General features: G+C 40.8%; 23 protein-coding genes. 17 read left to right on the forward strand and 6 right to left on the reverse strand.

Annotation, left to right across the window (positions count from 1 at the left end):
- Positions 1–3: 3 nt before the first annotated feature.
- The 5 genes from yabN to J2S05_RS19675 are packed head-to-tail and all read left to right on the forward strand — an operon-like array spanning position 4 to position 3394.
- The gene (gene yabN, locus J2S05_RS19655; protein ID WP_306985880.1) at positions 4–1461 is read left to right on the forward strand and encodes a bifunctional methyltransferase/pyrophosphohydrolase YabN; all 1458 of its coding nucleotides are present in this window, start codon (positions 4–6) and stop codon (positions 1459–1461) included.
- 12 nt (positions 1462–1473) lie between these two features.
- Positions 1474–1734 carry an RNA-binding S4 domain-containing protein gene (locus J2S05_RS19660; protein WP_306985882.1) on the forward strand — a complete coding sequence of 87 codons (261 nt, stop codon included), beginning with the start codon at positions 1474–1476 and terminating at the stop codon, positions 1732–1734.
- A complete protein-coding gene (locus J2S05_RS19665) occupies positions 1731–2372 on the forward strand; it encodes an HAD family hydrolase (protein WP_306985885.1) in 642 nt (213 codons plus the stop codon). The genes J2S05_RS19660 and J2S05_RS19665 overlap by 4 nt, the downstream gene beginning before the upstream one ends.
- A 23-nt stretch (positions 2373–2395) precedes the next feature.
- A complete protein-coding gene (locus tag J2S05_RS19670; RefSeq protein ID WP_306985886.1) occupies positions 2396–2827 on the forward strand; it encodes an NUDIX hydrolase in 432 nt (143 codons plus the stop codon).
- A 30-nt stretch (positions 2828–2857) separates the two neighbouring features.
- The gene (locus J2S05_RS19675; RefSeq protein ID WP_306985888.1) at positions 2858–3394 is read left to right on the forward strand and encodes a histidine phosphatase family protein; all 537 of its coding nucleotides are present in this window, start codon (positions 2858–2860) and stop codon (positions 3392–3394) included.
- A 33-nt stretch (positions 3395–3427) separates the two neighbouring features.
- Here J2S05_RS19675 and J2S05_RS19680 read toward each other — a convergent pair whose 3' ends face one another.
- On the reverse strand, positions 3428–4048 hold the full coding sequence (locus tag J2S05_RS19680) for a YitT family protein (RefSeq protein ID WP_306985890.1): 621 nt from the start codon (positions 4046–4048) through the stop codon (positions 3428–3430).
- Positions 4049–4214: 166 nt separating this feature from the next.
- Here J2S05_RS19680 and J2S05_RS19685 point away from each other — a divergent pair, with 166 nt between their 5' ends.
- The 5 genes from J2S05_RS19685 (at position 4215) to J2S05_RS19705 (ending at position 9425) form a co-directional block, all read left to right on the forward strand.
- The gene (locus J2S05_RS19685) at positions 4215–4646 is read left to right on the forward strand and encodes an Lrp/AsnC family transcriptional regulator (RefSeq protein WP_306985892.1); all 432 of its coding nucleotides are present in this window, start codon (positions 4215–4217) and stop codon (positions 4644–4646) included.
- Positions 4647–4709: 63 nt separating this feature from the next.
- Positions 4710–6404, forward strand: a complete 1695-nt coding sequence (locus J2S05_RS19690) for a M3 family oligoendopeptidase (RefSeq protein WP_306985894.1) — start codon at positions 4710–4712, stop codon at positions 6402–6404.
- A 146-nt stretch (positions 6405–6550) separates the two neighbouring features.
- On the forward strand, positions 6551–7891 hold the full coding sequence (locus J2S05_RS19695; RefSeq protein WP_306985896.1) for an MFS transporter: 1341 nt from the start codon (positions 6551–6553) through the stop codon (positions 7889–7891).
- A gap of 101 nt (positions 7892–7992) precedes the next feature.
- Positions 7993–8202 (forward strand): hypothetical protein, encoded by a 210-nt coding sequence (locus J2S05_RS19700; RefSeq protein ID WP_306985897.1) that lies wholly within the window; start codon positions 7993–7995, stop codon positions 8200–8202.
- A gap of 155 nt (positions 8203–8357) precedes the next feature.
- Entirely contained in the window at positions 8358–9425 is a 1068-nt protein-coding gene (locus tag J2S05_RS19705) for an NAD(P)/FAD-dependent oxidoreductase (RefSeq protein WP_306985898.1), read from the forward strand.
- Positions 9426–9464: 39 nt separating this feature from the next.
- On the opposite strand, the gene J2S05_RS19710 is transcribed toward J2S05_RS19705, so the two are convergent.
- Positions 9465–9620 carry a DUF1540 domain-containing protein gene (locus J2S05_RS19710; RefSeq protein ID WP_306985899.1) on the reverse strand — a complete coding sequence of 52 codons (156 nt, stop codon included), beginning with the start codon at positions 9618–9620 and terminating at the stop codon, positions 9465–9467.
- A gap of 294 nt (positions 9621–9914) precedes the next feature.
- Here J2S05_RS19710 and J2S05_RS19715 point away from each other — a divergent pair, with 294 nt between their 5' ends.
- Positions 9915–10523, forward strand: coding sequence for a YqaA family protein (locus tag J2S05_RS19715; protein ID WP_306985901.1), 609 nt, complete (start codon positions 9915–9917; stop codon positions 10521–10523).
- Positions 10524–10909: 386 nt separating this feature from the next.
- Here the strand turns inward: J2S05_RS19715 and ehuA are convergent, their stop codons facing one another.
- The 4 genes from ehuA to ehuB form a co-directional block, all read right to left on the reverse strand.
- Positions 10910–11686 carry an ectoine/hydroxyectoine ABC transporter ATP-binding protein EhuA gene (gene ehuA, locus J2S05_RS19720; protein ID WP_306985903.1) on the reverse strand — a complete coding sequence of 259 codons (777 nt, stop codon included), beginning with the start codon at positions 11684–11686 and terminating at the stop codon, positions 10910–10912.
- Positions 11683–12387, reverse strand: a complete 705-nt coding sequence (ehuD, locus tag J2S05_RS19725) for an ectoine/hydroxyectoine ABC transporter permease subunit EhuD (RefSeq protein WP_306985904.1) — start codon at positions 12385–12387, stop codon at positions 11683–11685. The genes ehuA and ehuD overlap by 4 nt, the downstream gene beginning before the upstream one ends.
- Positions 12384–13031 (reverse strand): ectoine/hydroxyectoine ABC transporter permease subunit EhuC, encoded by a 648-nt coding sequence (gene ehuC, locus J2S05_RS19730; protein ID WP_306985956.1) that lies wholly within the window; start codon positions 13029–13031, stop codon positions 12384–12386. The genes ehuD and ehuC overlap by 4 nt, the downstream gene beginning before the upstream one ends.
- A gap of 135 nt (positions 13032–13166) precedes the next feature.
- Positions 13167–14027, reverse strand: a complete 861-nt coding sequence (ehuB, locus tag J2S05_RS19735; RefSeq protein WP_306985906.1) for an ectoine/hydroxyectoine ABC transporter substrate-binding protein EhuB — start codon at positions 14025–14027, stop codon at positions 13167–13169.
- Positions 14028–14404: 377 nt separating this feature from the next.
- Here ehuB and J2S05_RS19740 point away from each other — a divergent pair, with 377 nt between their 5' ends.
- The 6 genes from J2S05_RS19740 (at position 14405) to J2S05_RS19765 (ending at position 18623) form a co-directional block, all read left to right on the forward strand.
- Positions 14405–15625, forward strand: a complete 1221-nt coding sequence (locus J2S05_RS19740; RefSeq protein WP_306985908.1) for a multidrug effflux MFS transporter — start codon at positions 14405–14407, stop codon at positions 15623–15625.
- A gap of 59 nt (positions 15626–15684) precedes the next feature.
- Positions 15685–16023, forward strand: a complete 339-nt coding sequence (locus tag J2S05_RS19745; RefSeq protein ID WP_306985910.1) for a L,D-transpeptidase — start codon at positions 15685–15687, stop codon at positions 16021–16023.
- Positions 16024–16405: 382 nt separating this feature from the next.
- A complete protein-coding gene (locus J2S05_RS19750; protein ID WP_306985911.1) occupies positions 16406–17212 on the forward strand; it encodes an alpha/beta fold hydrolase in 807 nt (268 codons plus the stop codon).
- Between the two features lie 134 nt (positions 17213–17346).
- Positions 17347–17655, forward strand: a complete 309-nt coding sequence (gene yabP / locus J2S05_RS19755; RefSeq protein WP_306985913.1) for a sporulation protein YabP — start codon at positions 17347–17349, stop codon at positions 17653–17655.
- A complete protein-coding gene (yabQ, locus tag J2S05_RS19760) occupies positions 17652–18239 on the forward strand; it encodes a spore cortex biosynthesis protein YabQ (RefSeq protein WP_306985915.1) in 588 nt (195 codons plus the stop codon). Before yabP ends, yabQ begins: the two co-directional genes overlap by 4 nt.
- A 6-nt stretch (positions 18240–18245) precedes the next feature.
- Positions 18246–18623, forward strand: coding sequence for an FtsB family cell division protein (locus J2S05_RS19765; RefSeq protein WP_306985917.1), 378 nt, complete (start codon positions 18246–18248; stop codon positions 18621–18623).
- The last annotated feature ends 49 nt before the right edge of the window (positions 18624–18672 follow it).

Consider the following 18672-nt stretch of genomic DNA (forward strand, 5'->3'; position numbering starts at 1 on the left):
AGAATGGGAACCATTTATGTAATTGGACTAGGTGCAGGTGATTTGGACCAAATGCCACTGGGTCTTTATCGGCATATTAAAGAAACCAACACACTTTTTGTACGTACAGAAGACCATCCGGCCTTACAGGAGCTTGCTGGAGAAGGGTTAGTTTGGAATTCCTTTGATCATGTGTATGAGAGCCACGACCAATTTGAAGCGGTTTATGAAGAGATTGTAGAGAAACTCTTTCAGGCGGCAGGAAAAGCAGACATTACGTATGCTGTACCAGGGCATCCTTTTGTGGCTGAACGAACCATCCAACTGCTTGTTCAACAGGCGGCTGAACGTGAGATAGACGTAGAATTTCTTGGTGGCACTAGTTTTCTTGATTCAATGTATACGGCATTGAAAATTGACCCAATTGAAGGCAGTCAAATTCTTGATGGGACAAGTCTTAATAGAGATGAATTTCAACTGACTCAGCATCTTATTATCGTTCAAGTATATGACGCGATGGTCGCTTCTGATGTAAAATTAACTCTGATGGAGCGTCTCCCTGATGATTATGAAGTGGTTGTAGCGACAGCTGTAGGCTCGTCTGCCGAGAGTATTCTTCGTGTACCGTTACATGAACTTGATCGGGTCACAACGTTAAACAATTTAACGGCTGTTTATGTTCCACCCGTGCAAGATGAAGCGTTATTACGAGAGGAGTTTTCAACTTTAAGACAGGTCATCGCACAGCTTCGAGGACCAAATGGCTGCCCGTGGGATAAGAAACAAACGCACGAAACGTTAAAACCTTACCTAATTGAAGAAGCGTATGAAGTGCTTGATGCGATTGATCATGAGGATGACGAGAATCTTGTTGAAGAGCTAGGAGATGTCTTGCTACAGGTTATGCTTCATGCACAAATTGGGGAAGATGCAGGCTGGTTTTCGATTCAGGATGTGCTTTCTTCCGTGACAAACAAGATGATTCGTAGGCATCCGCATGTTTTTGGAGAGGCGGAAGCTAACTCGGCTGAAGAAGTGGTAAGCAATTGGGATGAGATTAAGAAGGCAGAAAAGGGACATGACACGTCTAGTCATTTATCCAGTATTCCAAAAGGGCTGCCTGGTTTAATGAAAGCTATCTCGTTGCAAAAGTCGGCAGCCAAGGTTGGGTTTGACTGGACGGAAGTTGACTCTATTTGGAGTAAGTTAGATGAAGAGCTTGAGGAATGTAAGGATGAACTCAAGCGAGGTAATCCACAAAAGATGGAGCAGGAGCTGGGTGATATCCTTTTTACACTTGCGAATATAGCTAGATTCTATAAGCTTGATGCTGAACAAGCGATCTCAGCAACCAATCACAAGTTTCAAAGACGCTTTGAATTTATGGAAGATCAAGTTCGTGCAAAAGGCAAGGACATGGTAGCATGCAGTATAGATGAGCTTGAAGCAATGTGGCAGGAAAGCAAAAAAACAGATAAATAAAGGAGACTTAACATGAGACTAGATAAATTTTTAAAAGTATCTCGATTGATTAAACGGAGAACACTAGCAAAGGAAGTATGTGACCAAGGTAGGATTTCGATTAATGGAAACCAAGCAAAAGCAGGCTCAGATGTGAAAGCAGGAGACGAGTTAGTCGTTCGTTTCGGACAAAAGCTAGTTACTGTGAGTATTAACGAAGTAAGAGAAACCAGCCGTAAAGACGATGCTGACAATATGTATACGATTGTTAAAGAAGAGGCGGTGAACGGATGATGAAGGCTTTTATCTTTGATATGGACGGTGTCATTATTAACAGCGAGCCTCATCATATTGAGGTAGAAATTGAAACTGCTGCACGATTTGGAGCAACCATTACAGAGGAAGACCTGTCTAAGTACATGGGTATGGTTAGTCCTGAGATGTGGAGCAGTGTGAAGAGTGAGCACGGGTTAACGGCTGAATTGGAGGAAATCTTAGATCATCAAATCGCCGAAAAACTAAAGCGATTAAAAGAGTCTGACCTAGAGCCGATTAAAGGAATACCAGGATTAATGCAAAGATTATCTGAAAAGGGTATCCCTATGGCAGTTGCATCGTCCTCTCCACGTATTTATATTGAGGCGGTACTTGAGAAGTTTGGTATTTCGGATCAATTTGTATCGATTATCAGTGGGGAAGAAGTGAACCAAGGGAAACCGGCCCCGGACATTTACCTAGAGACTGCACAAGTACTTGGTGTTGAACCTAAGGAGTGTGTGGTGCTTGAGGATTCGTATAATGGAGTACGCTCAGCAAAAGCGGCAGGTATGACATGTATTGGCTACCTTGCTCCAGATGCCGGCAGTCAAGATTTAGGGCAAGCGGATACTATTGTCCGATCTATTGAAGATATTCAACTGGATGAGCTATAACGCACAGTAAGGGAGAGATGCTCGTGGAACCACACTTATTTGGATCCGTACACCTGCTTTTTCAGAGAGAAAACGAGATCTTATTACTTCAAAGACAAAATACAGGGTTTGAGGACGGAAATTGGAGTGTCGTCGCAGGAAAAATAGATCCAAATGAAGATATGCTGACGGCTGTGCAGCGCGAGGCCAAAGAGGAAGTTGGTGTCGTCATTGATCGGCAGGACATTGAGGTAGCGGGTGTCCTGCATCGGTTGTCTGGTGAGTTGAATTGGGTTGATTTTTTTGTGCGAATTACTGAATGGAAGGGAACGCCTTATAATGCGGAACCTGATAAAAGTTCAGCATTGGCGTGGTTTCCAATAGAAGAGATGCCAGATAATACGATTCAATATGTAAGACAAGCTATTGAAAAGAAGGAACAGAAGATGTGGTATGACAGTGATGGGTGGACTTAGAACCCTCATTAAATGATTGGAGTTCTCCTCATGAAAATAGGGTTAGTCAGACATTTTAAAGTGAAACGGGGATATCCAGAAAATCGCTTAATCTCTAGCAGCGATCTAGTGAAGTGGGTCAAAGAATATGACGAATCGGAAGTAGAGGAGAACCCCGTTGAGCTTGGTGCTGTAAAGTGGGACAGCTGTTATTCAAGTGATCTTCCTCGTGCTCGTACAACAGCAGAAGCAATCTATTCAGGAGAGATCAAGGAGACAAGTAAGCTTAGGGAGATTGATCTTGTGCCTCCTTTTGATCTGTCTCTTCGTTTACCACTCTTTTTGCATCTCATTATGATTCGGCTCGCTTGGCTATTCAAGCATTCTTCTCAACCGGAAAGTAAGGATAAAACACGTAAACGGTTGGATGAAATTATTACGCAAGCAGAAGCAGAAGGTAAAGATTGTTTAATAGTCAGCCATGGTGGGGTCATGGATATCATGAGAAAAAACCTTCGTAAACGAGGGTACAAAGGTCCATACTTTAAAGTTCCTATTAACGGGAAACTATATTTATTTGAGAAATAAGAATAAACGAAATACAGTGCGACTGTATTTCGTTTATTTTGTGAGAGAGGGCTGTTTAGGCAGTACGAAATCTTTTTGAATCACAGGTTTCTTAACAATGTTACCCTGCTTGTAATAGCTGATGACTTTAGATGTGATCGCGATGGATATAATTGAAAAGAAGCCTTTAACTAAGCCAATTGCGTACAGACTAGTCAGCACAACGATTAAGTCGAAAGCAAAATTTGTTTTTCCAGGATCAAAACCATAATGCTTTTGCAAAAAGAGTGCCAAAATGTTTGAACCACCTAAAGACGAACTGTTTCGAAATAACAGACTAAGGCCAATCCCTATAACCAATCCGCCCATTAAAGCGCCAGCCCAATAAGGGATAACAAAGGATGGCAACCATGTATCAACACCCGTTAGAATAGATAGTGTCGTAACAGATAAGATGGTTGTCACCGTAAAGGATAGTCCCATACGTAACATAGAGAATAGATAAAAAGGGATATTAATAATAAAGAATAAGAGAGCAAACGGTAGATGAGTGATATAGCTAAGACTTAAAGAGAGTCCCGCTGTTCCACCAGTAACTAAATCTGAATGCTTAAGAATTATTACGCCAACTGCTGCTAATAGACAGCCAACAAAAACAAAAAACCATCGCTTCATTTGTACAATCTCCTTTCAACGATCATTCCGATCCATTTCCTTATACTATTAGAATATAAAAAGTCAGAGGTTGAGAATATATAACTTTGAAGGCATTTCTAACGAAAGTGCTTTTTTATGCAGTCTTTTATTCTATAATATGATTAAAGTGAAGGAGGAGTGAGAAATGGACCTTATCGATCAGAAAATAATTGCCTTGATTCAAGAAGATGCACGAATCACAGTTAGTGAACTTTCTAAGCTTTTGGCTTTAAGCCGACCAAGTACAGCAGAACGATTAGTCAGGCTGCAAGAAAGAGGCATAATTGAAGCATTTACAGCGAGGATTTCACTTCCAGCCATCGGTAGAGAAATCATGCTTATTATTCAAGTGAGTACACTAAAAGTACCGATCCAAGAGTTCGAGGCTATGGTCCAACAAGAACAGGCAATTATCGAATGTCATCGGGTAACAGGAGAAGTCAGTTATTTTTTAAAGGCGGCTGTTAGTGATATGAACGGTATGACGATGTTAATAGATCGGCTCATTCCATTTGGAAATATTAATACCTCAACGGTGCTCACTTCTCCAGTCCCATATCGAGTTATTTCTCCTTAATGTAAAGAGGAAAAGGCGTTGCTTTTGTAGAATATATAAAACAATTAGAGAGGGTGTTTACTCATGAAATTTTCAGAAATGCCATATGAACGTCCAGAAAAGGAAGAAGTAGAACAGGCCTTTGCTGAGCATATCCAGTTATTTAAAGAGTCCACAACGGTCGAAGAGCAGATAGAGGCGTTAAAATCCCTTCAAGCCTATTCAAACTGGCTTGATACACAAGCAAATCTAGTATCAATCCGTCATTCCATTGATACAGAGGACGCTTATTACAAGGCAGAGAAGGATTACATAGATGAGGTCATGCCCGTTATACAGGAGTTTACGACCGATTATTATCAAGCATTAGTGCAGACGCCCTTCCGAAAAGAACTTGAGGAAAAATGGGGTATTCAACTATTTAAATTGGCGGAGCTAAAGCTCAAAACATTTAGACCGGAAATTATCCCTGAGCTTCAGCTTGAGAACAAATTAACTACAGAGTACGGTCAGCTCATTGCTTCAGCAAAGATTGAGTTTGATGGTAAAGAACGCACGTTGGCTCAACTTACCCCATATGAGCAGTCAACAAATCGTGATGAACGTAGGCAAGCTTCTTCGGCTAAGTTTGGTTTTTTGGCTGAGAATGAGGAGAAGTTAGACCGTATTTATGATGACTTAGTTCAAGTTCGCACACGTATGGCTCAAAAGCTTGGCTACGACAATTACGTAGAGCTTGGTTATGCACGAATGAGTCGTACGGATTATGACGCAGAGATGGTTGCGAATTTCAGGCAACAGGTCCAGGATTACATCGTACCGGTTGCAACGAAATTGAGAGAGCGTCAGCAAAAGCGAATAGGTGTAGACACCCTGAAATACTACGATGAGAGCATTACCTTCCAGACAGGTAATGCCGTACCTAAGGGAGATGCCGAATGGATTATTGAAAACGGCAAAGTGATGTATAAAGAACTCTCCAAGGAAACAGATGAATTCTTCAGCTATATGATCAAAAATGAGTTGATGGACCTACTTAGCAAAAAAGGGAAGGAGAGCGGAGGTTACTGTACATTCCTGCCTGAATACGGCTCACCTTTTATCTTCTCTAACTTTAATGGGACATCAGGTGATATTGATGTGCTGACTCATGAAGCGGGACATGCCTTTCAAGTATTCCAAAGCCGACATCTTGGTGTGCCAGAATACAGCTTTCCTACTATGGAGGCTGCAGAGATACACTCAATGAGTATGGAGTTTTTTGCTTGGCCGTGGATGGAGCTGTTTTTCAAAGAGGATACGGAGAAATATAAATTTTCCCATTTGGCCGACTCATTGCTGTTTATCCCTTATGGGGTAGCTGTTGATGAATTTCAGCACTTTATTTATGCAAACCCTGAAGCCACACCAGCTGAGAGAAAGCTCTATTGGAGTAAGCTAGAAGAGAGATACCTGCCTCATCGTAAGTATGACGGCAATGCGTATTTAGAAGCGGGAGGTTTCTGGCAAAGACAGGCTCATATATATCAAGTGCCTTTCTATTATATTGATTATACTCTTGCGCAAATTTGTGCTTTGCAGTTCTGGCAACAAATGAACGAAGACCAGTCAAAAGCCTGGAGTCATTATTTAACGCTCTGTCAAAAGGGAGGCAGCATGTCATTCCTGAAGCTTGTTGAGGTAGCCGGATTACGTTCACCATTTGAAGAGGGTTGTGTCTCTTCCGTCATCGGCGAAATTGAAGCCTGGTTAGACGAAGTAGATGATCAACAATTGTAGTAGTATGAGAAGCAAGTCATGATCGTATGACTTGCTTCTTTCTTATTCTCTACTAAATTTATTGGAATTTGCCCTTTTCTTCTGAATAGACTCTAGCTTATAATGTATACTTATACACAGTTTAGCAGAGAGAGTAGGGTGAATAGATGGAAACAATAAATCCAACGGCTATCATAGATAGGAGCAAGATTCGTCCGTTTCATATCCTTTTTATTTTTTGGCTCTTTTTGATTATTTTATTCGATGGATATGATGTAGTTGTATACGGGGCTGTTGTTCCTTCGCTTATTGAGGACTGGGGAATTACAGATCTTTTAGCTGGGTCTATTGGCAGTTATACGGTAATAGGAATGGCGGTAGGGACTATACTTTGTGGAATATTAGCAGATAAGTATGGTCGAAAGAAAGTGATTATTGGCACAACGCTATTATTTAGTTTATTTACGATTTTATCTGGATTCGCGCCAAATGAGTATGTCTTTATTGTGTTTCGTGTCATTGCAGGACTAGGACTTGGTGGCGTTATGCCTAATGTAATTGCATTAACAACGGAGTATGCACCAAAACGGGTTCGCGCAGCATTAATCTCTTTTGTTTTTTGTGGGTATTCACTAGGTGCTATTATTGCTGCATTAGCAAGCCGATCCTTGCTACCTGAATTCGGATGGCAACCTGTTTTTTGGATAGCGGGTATACCTATTTTATTTCTTCCTTTTCTGATTAAGCATATCCCAGAATCAATCGTCTTTTTATTATTAAAGGATCGAGAACAGGAAGCAAAAAATATTTTGCAGAAAATTGCACCTGATGAGGATTTAAGCAGTGTGAAATTAGAGAGACCTGTTCGACCGAAATCGGGATCACCAGTGATCCATTTATTTAAGGAAAAGCGTGCCTTCAGTACTCTTATGTTCTGGACCTCATGTTTTTGTGCCTTTGTCTTGATTTATGCATTAAATACGTGGCTGCCAACCTTGATGATGCAGGCTGGTAATGACTTAAGCTCGAGTTTGCTCTTTACTGCGGTATTGCAGTTGGGTGCGATTGTCGGAACACTTATTTTTGGACGAGTGGTAGATAAGGTAGGCTTTAAAAAGGTGATGGTTCCACTGTTTTTCACTGGTGCTATTGCTTTATCCTTTGTAGGTATGACAACAAATGCAGTCATTGTGTTTATCCTGCTAGCTATTATCGGCGCTTCTTCCTTAGGTGTTCAAAATCTATCTAATGCCTTTGTTTCGCAATATTATCCCTCTACCATGCGCTCTACGGCGTTAGGAAGCACTATCGCCTTTGGTCGTATTGGGGGAATAGTAGCTCCAACATTTGTTGCGGTTCTCTTAACAATGAACCTGCAACCGCAATATAATTTTATGGCGCTAGGTGTTGCGGCAGTGATAGGCGGAATAGCAGTGATCTTTGTTCAAGAGCAGCATGCGGCATATACAACGGAGGCATCAGAAAAACCAATTAAAAAAACGGCTTAACAAAAAGGCATCTCCTATTAAATGTGAGATGCCTTTTCTTGTAGTTAAAGGAATATACTATAATGAATAGTAGTATTTATAGTAGATTAGGAGGGGTGTAAATGAATAAAAACAAACGGAATAAAATGATTCTTATCATTGGCAGTGCAATCTTAATCATCACCTTTATTCTACTTTTTTTGTTGATTGGAAGAAACCATCAAGAGAATATGCAGATCATAGAAGGATGTTTTGATAACTTTGATCAAAGCGACGGTGTGGTTTTGGAGAAGACGAGCTTTTGGTCTCCAGTTACTTGTGAGAAAAAATAGGATCGTTTAAACCTTTGTATCCAAGTTTTTCATACTCCTCCTTGTCTAGTCTCTTTTCAGATGAGAAAAAGCTTGTTATAATTAAGAATGAGAATCATTTTTAATGAAAAGCTACAACTATAGATGAAACTGGACAGGAATCAGGAGGGGTACTTGTGTCGACTCATGAAGATGTATTTGATGTGACCATTATAGGCGGCGGGCCTGCTGGATTATATAGTGCATTTTACAGCGGGATGCGTGCTATGAAAACCAAGATTGTGGAATATCAAGCAGAGCTGGGAGGCAAGATTTTACTTTATCCTGAGAAAATTATCTGGGATATTGGAGGATTGCCGCCTACACCGGGACAGCAGGTATTAACCAATTTAAATGACCAGGCAAGAACCTTTGAACCCACAATCTGCACAAGTGAGCAGATTACAGAGCTGACACGACGAGAGGATGGAATCTTTCTTCTGAAAGGTACATCGGGTGAGACCCACTACTCAAAGTGTATTGTTCTGGCTGTAGGACATGGAATCTTTAAAACAGCTAAGCTAGAAATTGAAGGTGCTGATCGGTACGAGGTCACAAACCTGCACTACACTGTACAGCAGCTTGATAAGTTTAAAGACAAACATGTACTTATATCTGGTGGAGGCAACTCTGCTGTGGACTGGGCGAATGCACTTGAACCACTTGCGGCCTCTGTAAAGGTTGTTCACCGTAGAGATGAGTTTGGGGGACACGAAAGCAATGTGATTCATATGAGGAATTCAAGTGTCGAAGTCCTCACACCATATTGTGTAGAAGAGCTGCATGGTGATGAGGCAGGTACAGCGATTGAACGTGTAACATTAAAACATCTTGAAACCAATGAATTATTAGAGCAACAAGTTGATGCTGTCATTGTGAATCATGGCTACAAGATGGATCTTGATTTCCTTTTAGAAAGCCCATTAACCTTTGATACAAATGAAGGCATTCTCGCGGTGAACGAGAAGATGGAAACGAGTGTGCCTGGTGTATTTGCTGCAGGTGACTTAGTGAATAATGACGGAAAACTTCGTCTGATTGCCGGTGCCTATGTTGATGGAGCAAAAGCCATTAACCAAGCCAAGTTATTTATTGAACCAGATGCAACGTCACAAGCTTATGTTTCCTCACATAATGAGCGATTTGCGAAGAAAAATGAAGAATTACTCAAAAAAGAAGATCCCGTGCACGCAGGTACACACTAAAAAGAAGAGACGCTGCCACGTCTCTTCTAGTTTTGAGGGTTATCGAACCTCAAATGTCTTACAATCTGTTTCTGCGGAATCTGTTGCTTTCGATTTATCGTGGTGATTTACCACATAAATTTCTGAAGCGCCGCAATGGTTGTCTCCAGCCCAATGTGTACAGGTTGAGACTTCACACAAAATCTGTTGTGCCACTTTACATCACCTCCTGTTTTTCTGAAATGGACCACCAGAATCAAAAAAACAGAACAGCTAGCACAGAATAAGCCCTTCTAATGGGCTTTTTTTGTGGACTGGGTGATAAATCCAGTCGAACGTATCATACCAAACGGAATAACCATAAGCAAGAAACGTAAGGGAAAAATTTACATTAATGCTCTTTGCATGTGCGTATCATTTTGTCATATTATCATGCGAAAGAATATGTAATAATAAGAGTATAGATAAAGAAGCAACAAGGTGTGGGTTTCATGAGAGGGGCGAGAAGGTTTGATTGATGCAATATTAGATTTCTTACGGGATTTTGGAGCATGGGGCCTGTTTATTCATGCCTTCGCAGATGCTGTTATTTTTCCAATCCCTGCTTTCTTTCTACAGGTATCACTCAGCCTCATTAACCCTTCTCAAGCACTGTGGCTTGCGACGGTTGGATATGTGGCCTGTATGTTAGGTACACCACTTGGATACTTAATTGGGCACTTGCTGGGAGATTCAGTTCTTCAGAAGTTCCTCAAAAAGAATGCCTTAGAGAAAGCTCAAGCATTGTTCACCAAAAATGGAGAAGCAGCTATACTAATTGGTGCATTTACTCCAATCCCTTTTAAGGTTTTTACGATCATGGCGGGAGCGATGAAATTCTCCTTATGGAAACTGATCGGTTATGCGGCCCTTGGTCGAGCCGTAAAGTTTTATGCTGTCGGTTTTTTGTTTTATTTCTATGGAAGAGCGGCAGAGAATTTAATTGATTCCTATCTAACGTATATCTTTTTAGGTATTGCTGTTTTGCTCTTTATTGGGATTATGATTAAAAGAAAAATCCAACATAATAAACGTCCGGAGACAGACGTTGAACATACGAAGGCAAAAGCCCTCAAATAAAGAGACCGTATCTGTCTCTGATGGGCAGAAGGTGCATAGCTAAAGATCACGGTGCTTTAAATTTAAAGGAAGATTTAAAGAATATACCTAGTGAAGTAGAGGACTGGGACATAACAAAATGTATGAGTGTAAAAGCGAACAAATCAAATTTATTTAATATTTACAGTAAAACTTTGCCAACCTATAAGTAACTCAAATCTTCGTACTCATCAGCCTAAACCAGCGGAGTGTATGTCCGGAGCGGTAGCCCTCCCCTTGATAATTATGATAGAAAAAAACCGAACCATTATGCTCATTAAGCAGCATGATGGTTCGGTTTTTATAATGAATAAAACAGTTCTGTCAGCACCTATCGTGTCTTCAAGCATGTAACACTGCTTTTGCTATTATACCTGTGTGCGGAAGCGTTCAAGGAAGTTACGCAGTCGATCGCTTTTTGGATTATCAAGCACTTCACTTGGTTTACCGTGCTCAACCAACTGACCATCTGCAATAAATACAATACGGTCAGAGACCTGCCAAGCAAAGTCCATTTCATGGGTTACAAGAATCATGGACATATCACCTTGCTGCGCAAGATCCTTAATGACGGCTAATACCTCGCCTACTAGCTCTGGATCAAGAGCAGAGGTTGGCTCATCAAACAGCATGACTTTAGGTCGCATCACCAATGCGCGTGCAATGGCCACACGCTGCTGCTGGCCCCCTGAGAGTTGTACAGGGTAGTTATCTACCTTATCACCAAGGCCAACCTTTTCAAGCATTTCTATTGCTCGTGTCTCTGCCTCTTTTTTTGAGAGACCTAGTACATGAATGGGTGCCTCCGTACAGTTTCTGAGAATCGTCATATGTGGAAAAAGGTTAAAGTGCTGAAACACCATGCCAACATTTGAGCGAACCTTTCGCAAATGCTTTTCATCAGCAGGAACCATCTTTCCTTTTGATTCCATTTTCCAGAGATTTTCACCTTCAACTATGATGTCTCCTCCTGATGGTTTCTCAAGTGTCATTAGCATACGAATAATGGTTGTTTTACCAGATCCACTTGGTCCGATAATTGAAACAATCTCACCAGGATCCACATCAAGTGTAAAATCTTTCATTACTTCTAATTCATCAAAGGACTTCTTAATACCTTTAAATTGAACGATTGGTTGTGTCATGTCGATGCTTGCTCCTTTTCAACTTTTTTGGCTTTTCTGCTAATGCGAGTGTTCATACGTTTCTCTGCATAACCAACAAGCAGAGAGGACGGATAACTTAGGAGAAGGAATAACAGACCAACGATCGTATAAACCTCTGTATATTGGAAGTTTGATGCACCAATTTCACGAGCGGCTGCTAGCATCTCATAAACAGAGATAGCCATTAACAATGGAGTTTCTTTAAATAAGACAATTAAGTAGTTCCCCATCATAGGAATAACAGGTGGAATGGCCTGTGGCAAGATAATATTAACCCACGTCTTTGTTCGGCCGAAATTCAAGGCGCGACCAGCTTCCCATTGCCCTTTAGGAACCGAATTAATTCCTGATCGATAGATTTCAGATAAGTAGGTAGCATAGTGAATACCAAGTGTGGCAACACCTGCTGTAACGGCACTCATAGAGACACCTACTACTGGAATTTGTGGCCATGCATAATAAACAAAAAACAATTGAACAAGAGGAGGTGTACTCCTGACGAATTGTACAAAACCATATACCGCCCAAGATAGTGGCTTAAATGATGAGCGACCTAGAAGAGTCAGTACTAAACCAAAAGTAACTGAAACGGCATACGCTCCTAGTGTAATTCCGAGTGTCACAAACATTGCTCTAAAAATAACTGGGAAGGAATCTACAACTACCTGCCAATCGATCATGTGCTAGCCACCCCCCGTGATGCTCTTTTCTCGAAGTATTTTGAGAGAAGGATAAGAGGTAACGCAACTAAGAAATACATGACTAGTAAGATTGCAAAAACGGGTAGTGCGAGACTGATATCAGCCCCTCTTAAATTCTGTCCCCAATACATCATGTCCTGCAACGTAATTAAAGCAACGAGAGAGGTACCTTTTAATAATTCAATCGAGTTATTTGTTAAGCCAGGAATCATTGTTCGAAATGCCTGTGGCAAGATCAACCGGAACATCTGTTGCCTACTAGACATATTTAAAGCAATCCCTGCTTCTGTCTGTCCCTTTGGTACGGAAAGAATTGAACTTCTGACAATCTCTGATCCGTATGCTCCGTAATTCAGACCTAATGTTATGACCCCGGCAAGAAAAGGGTCTAAACGAATACCAAATGCTTCTGGTAACACATAGTACAACCAAAACAGTTGGATGAGTAAGGAGGTACCTCTAAAAAATTCTACATAAATCAATGTACCAACGCGAACAAATTTATACTTCGATACTCTAGATATTCCTGCAATAAAAGCAATGGTGAAGGCAAGAGCGGTTGCCGTTAAGAGAAGTGAAATGGTTGTTGGCAATCCTCGCATTAGTACTTGTACAATGTCCATTGTGCTCAATTGGTTCACTCCTAACGGTTCAATTAAACAAAAACAGGGATATCTCATAGCAGCCGACCTGTGAAAAACGGCTTCTAAGTGGTAGAGACATCCCTCTTAATCAAAGCTATAAAGCTAATTATTGTGTTATCCTGCGCAAAGCTCTTCCGTTGTTACATCCGTAACCATATTATCTTCCGTAAAACCAAACGGTTCCATAATCTCTAATACACGTCCGGATTCTTTTAATTCTTCTAGCTTTTCATTGTAGGCATCTCTTAGATCTTCATCATCTGGGTGAAAAACAGCTGCTCCATAACCATAAACCTCTTCGCCATCAATGACAGGCTGTTCGAAGTCTTCAACAATTTCAATGTTATCATTATCTTGATCTTCTAAAGCTGTACGAAGGGTAAGATCAGTCATAGTGATAGAATCTGTTCGACCTGAAGTTAAAGCAGAGATGTTATCTGTAATACTAGATACTTGATCAATTTGTGATTCATCGACGCCCATCGCACGTAAATATTCTAATTCAATTGCACCAGACATCACTGTAACCGTTAAGTCTGGATTATCAGCTAAGTCTTGGTAGCTTTTAATGTCATGTGGATTACCAGGTGCTACGGCTAGTCCTTCTCCAATTCGATAGTCAGGCTGTGAGAAAATGGCATTCTCACAACGTTCAGGAGTGACATAGACGCCTGCTGTAACAGCATCAAAGTTACGGGAATTTACTCCATTAATAAGTGCATCAAACTCAACGACCGTACCTTCTAATTCATCTACACCAAGTTCCTCAAAGACAGCTCTTGCAACTTCTACTGAAGCTCCAGTTACTCCGCCATCACTTTCTTCATAACCATAAGGGCGTTCGTTCGCTACTCCTACAGTTACTTTACCTTCATCTTGGATATTCTCAAGGGTGTCTCCACCTACGCTTGAACAAGCACCAAGTAAAACAACAGATAGTAAACCTGTACATATGTATCCTAATTTCCTTTTCAAAAAACCAACCCCTTCTAATTTGGTATAAATGTAAAAAATAATATCTCTATGTTATATTTTTCACGATTTGCACTATATTAGCGTATCAAAAGCGTTATCCTATGACAAAACGTCTGAGGTGGCATATAAGCCTACCATTGGGCTTGAAAGAGTGTGAGAAGAGGAAGAGGTGCGTTGTTCATAGATTAATAGCGAGAAAACGACCGAATCGTCTGAATTGCGTCACGAACATAAGCAAAAAAAAGAGCGATTTCAAAACGTTAAAACTATAATACCCGCTGCTTTAAATAGGTAAACCACTTTTTTATATTTTTTTCTTGCTGATGATTTCGACCAAGGGGTAAAGTAGAGCTATTGATAAAAAAGGATGATGTGACATGAACCAAATAGATGAAGCAACTCAAAAACGATCCATTCCATTTTTAAGGACATTATTAATCTTAGGAAGCTTAGCTGCATTTGGTCCATTAACCATTGATATGTATCTTCCTGCTTTCCCACAGATCGAACAGGATTTCGTCACAAGTGCTTCATTTACACAGCTTAGTCTTACGGCTTGTCTCTTAGGGCTTGCTCTTGGTCAAATCATTGTTGGTCCAATTAGTGATGTTCGTGGTAGGAAAGGGCCACTAGTCATTGCACTCGTTGCATATATTATTTCTTCTATATTATGTGCTCTATCTCCTTCTATATGGATGCTAATCATACTGCGTTTTATTCAAGGACTAGCTGGTGCAGCGGGAATTGTATTATCAAGGGCGAGTATTCGAGATTTATACTCTGGAGCGGAGTTAACAAAGTTTTTTGCAATGCTAATGCTGATTACTGGTACCGCGCCAATATTGGCTCCAGTTGTTGGGGGACAGTTGCTCCAGTGGATGCCGTGGCAGGGAGTATTTTTTGTTTTAGCAGGTATTGGAATGATCGTGATGATCTCTGTCATTCTTGGACTTCCAGATACATTAGCCCCTGAAAATCGTTCAACAGGCGGGTTGCAAGAGTTAGCTCAAACATTTAAAGGGCTCGTACGGAACAAGCTTTTTATCGGTTATGCTGCTACTCAAGGACTTGTAGGTGCAGGGATGTTTTCATATATCTCAGGTTCTTCTTTTGTTCTTCAAAATGTATATGATGTAAGTGCGCAAACCTATGGGTATCTTTTTGCGGTGAACGGTGCAGGATTGATTCTTGCATCGCAAGCGACCGGGCGCCTGGCCGGTCGTTTTGGAGAGAAGCGCTTACTTGCTGTGGGTTTAATGATAGCAACAATTGGCGCGTTTATTTTACTTCTCGCTGTCTTGTTTACCAACCAGTTAATTCTAGTGATGATTGGCTTGTTTCTCGCTGTTTCGAGTGTAGGTATTGTTGGGCCATCTTGCTTCTCGTTGGCAATGCGGGATCAGCAAAAAAGTGCAGGAAGTGCAGCGGCACTCCTAGGGCTTATGCAGTACATCATAGGTGCTGCAGCAGCACCGTTTGTGGGCATTGCGGGAAGTTCAACTGCTCTTCCCATGGCGATTATTATTCTGATATGCGAGATAGGGGCGGTTATCGTTTTTCTGAGTTTAGTTAGAACAAATCAATCAGTTGATGCTTAGGTAGGACAGCATACATTCTTCATTTTGTTGCTGCATAAGATGCAGTAGGAGGGATGTTTATGCCGACTCGGTCCATAACTGTGAAGCAATCTACTCATCAGCTGACTTTGTTTGAAGACGGCCAGGTGTCGAAAACATATCCAGTTGCCTTAGGAAAGCTGGCTACAACGACGCCGTATGGTCAATTTACGATTGTAAATAAACAAGTAAATCCTGGAGGACCATTTGGTGCCTTTTGGATGGGTTTGTCAAAACCGCATTATGGGATTCATGGTACAAATGATCCCTCTTCCATAGGCAAGTCAGTCTCACATGGCTGTATCAGAATGTACAACAATGATGTTCTAGAGCTATCTAAGCTCGTCTCTATTGGTACACCCGTCTCTATTATTCCTTAATTTTTCTATGCCTGACCTCAGGTAAGTGCCCCATTTTCGGGAGAGAAAGCGCAGAACTAGAATTCGGATCATCTCTAAACCCACCTTTGCTAACTCGCAGCGTAGACTCATCAGTGTCCACAATAATTAAAGTAAATTTCTATGGAACTCTTTCATTCTAATCATATAAAAAGGGCCTAACAATGATGTGTCAGACAACATTATGGTTAGGCCCTACATTCTGTCCTAGCTTCATTTTGTTTTACTATCGTTTATGTCATGGCACTATGCACTTTTCATAAAATGATGATGCCCTTAAAGTTGATCAATCCGTTTTAAGGATGATTTCGAAGGGTACATATAAGAATAGATGAGTATATTTCTGCATGAGGAGATGAAATGAATGGGGCATTATATAGAAGTTGAGCCGAATGTGAACGTGTATGTAGAGGACGTAGGTGAAGGAAAGCCGATCGTTTTTATTCATGGATGGCCAGTCAGTCACAAAATGTTTGAGTATCAACAAATAGAGTTACCAAAGCACGGGTACAGATTCATAGGCATAGACCTTAGAGGATACGGCAAATCGGATGCGCCGTGGTCGGGGTATGATTATGACACGATAGCAGCAGATGTCCACGCAGTTGTGACAAAGCTTGAGTTAAAAGATGCAGCACTAGCTGGTTTTTCAATGGGCGGACCGATTGCCATTCGCTACTTGGCTAAATACAAAGAAAATCCAATTTCCAACTTAATTCTCTTAGGTGCTGCGGCTCCTATCTTTACGCAAAGGGATGAATACCCACATGGTCTTGAGAAGTCTGGAGTCGATGATATTATATCGAACTTGAAGAAGGATCGTCCGGCGATGCTAAAAGATTTTGGTGGGATGTTCTTTCATCAAGACATGTCTGAAGCGTTTAACGATTGGTTCTTACGACTCGGTTTGACTGCTACACCGCATGCAACGATTCATTCAGCGGAAGCATTACGAGATGAAGATGGACGAGCTGATTTAGCAAGTGTCCATGTGCCAACTTTAATCCTTCATGGTAAGAATGATGAGATTTGTCCATTTGAGTTTACAACATTTTTGAATGAAGGCATTGCTGAATCAAAGGTCGTTCCTTTTGAAAATAGTGGGCATGGTCTAGTTTTTGAAGAAAAAGAGAAAGTAAATCATGAAATTGTCCAATTCTTAAAAGGTTAAAGATAAACGTTGTAGTAAGCTGTTCGCTTTCGGGCGACAGCTTTTCTGCGCGTATATAGTGCGTGATGGCTTGTTCTATTTCTCCGCCAACAAACATATTCTTAAGTACTAAAGTTGTTGGAGGAGGAATCGGGATGGACCAGTTTGAATTTGGGGCACCGATGGGAAGAGCGAGTGAAACAAAGGATCATGATGTAACCTTAATTGGTCGTAAGCAGCTTGATATTACAGGAGTAAAACAGGTAGAAAGCTTTGATAACGAAGAGTTCTTGATGGAGACAACGATGGGCTTTCTTTCTGTACGAGGTCAAAACCTTCACATGAAAAACTTGAATGTGGAGCAAGGATTTGTCTCTATAGAAGGAAAGATTCATGATATGATTTACTTAGATCAGAATCAACAGGATAAATCTAAAGGATTTTTAGGGAAGTTATTTAAGTGAGTTTGACCATACAGCTCCAGACCATGTTGTCGATGATTACAATGGGGGTATGGCTGGGGGCTTCTCTTGATACGTATGGGAAGCTTCTTTATCAGCCTCGTTCATTTAGCTGGATTGTGGCAATTCGAGATTTTTTGTTTTGGTGTATCCAAGCCCTACTTGTATTTTATGTGCTGTACCAATCAAATTTGGGCGAGTTAAGATTTTATGTGTTTGCAGCATTACTTTGTGGTTATGCTGTCTATCGATCACTTTTGCAAACGGTCTATAATTATGTACTGGACAGGCTTATTGCTTTTGTACTCAGCATCATTCGTTTCATTAAAAAAAGCGTATATTACATTATCGTTAAGCCGATCAAATGGATATTGAATCTAGCTCTAAGCTTTTGTATGATAGTATTAACTATAGTTTGGAAGATTTGTCTAGTCCTAAGCTCAGTTGTATGGAAGCCATTATGGTGGTTGTTTCGACCGATAGCAAGATGGATCGGTGGGACAAAACAGTGGCAGAAGGTCATGCCTTTTTTGACGAAAATAAAGGAGGTTGGCCGATCTGTATGGAAAAAGAAAGACAAGAGGTGATCAGGGATGGCCAACAAGCAACCTACCATAAGGGAATTAGATTCTGCCTATATTAAGCAACGTGAGCAAGAAAAGCAACTACAGCTTAAAAGGCGTAAAGGGTTAATTAGGCGTTTAAGTGCTCTTGGCATTATAGGTTTGGTCTTACTAGGCATTATCTCCGCTACGTTAATTGCGCAAGCCTCAGCTATTAACGAGAAAAAGGAAGAACAAGCCACTCTAAAAGAAGAGGAAGAAGCGCTTGTTGCAGAGCAAGAGAGATTAGAACAGGAGATTGAGAATTACAATAATCCTGATTACATAGGAGAAGTACTCAGGAGAGACTACTTTTTGACACGTCCTGGAGAAACTTTATATAAATTACCAGAATCATCATCGGATTGACACCTTTTTTTGCTTTCGGGTATACTATAATTCAAAGTGATTTTTTACA

This window comes from Alkalicoccobacillus murimartini (assembly GCF_030813245.1).
Lineage (GTDB): Bacteria > Bacillota > Bacilli > Bacillales > Bacillaceae_D > Alkalicoccobacillus > Alkalicoccobacillus murimartini.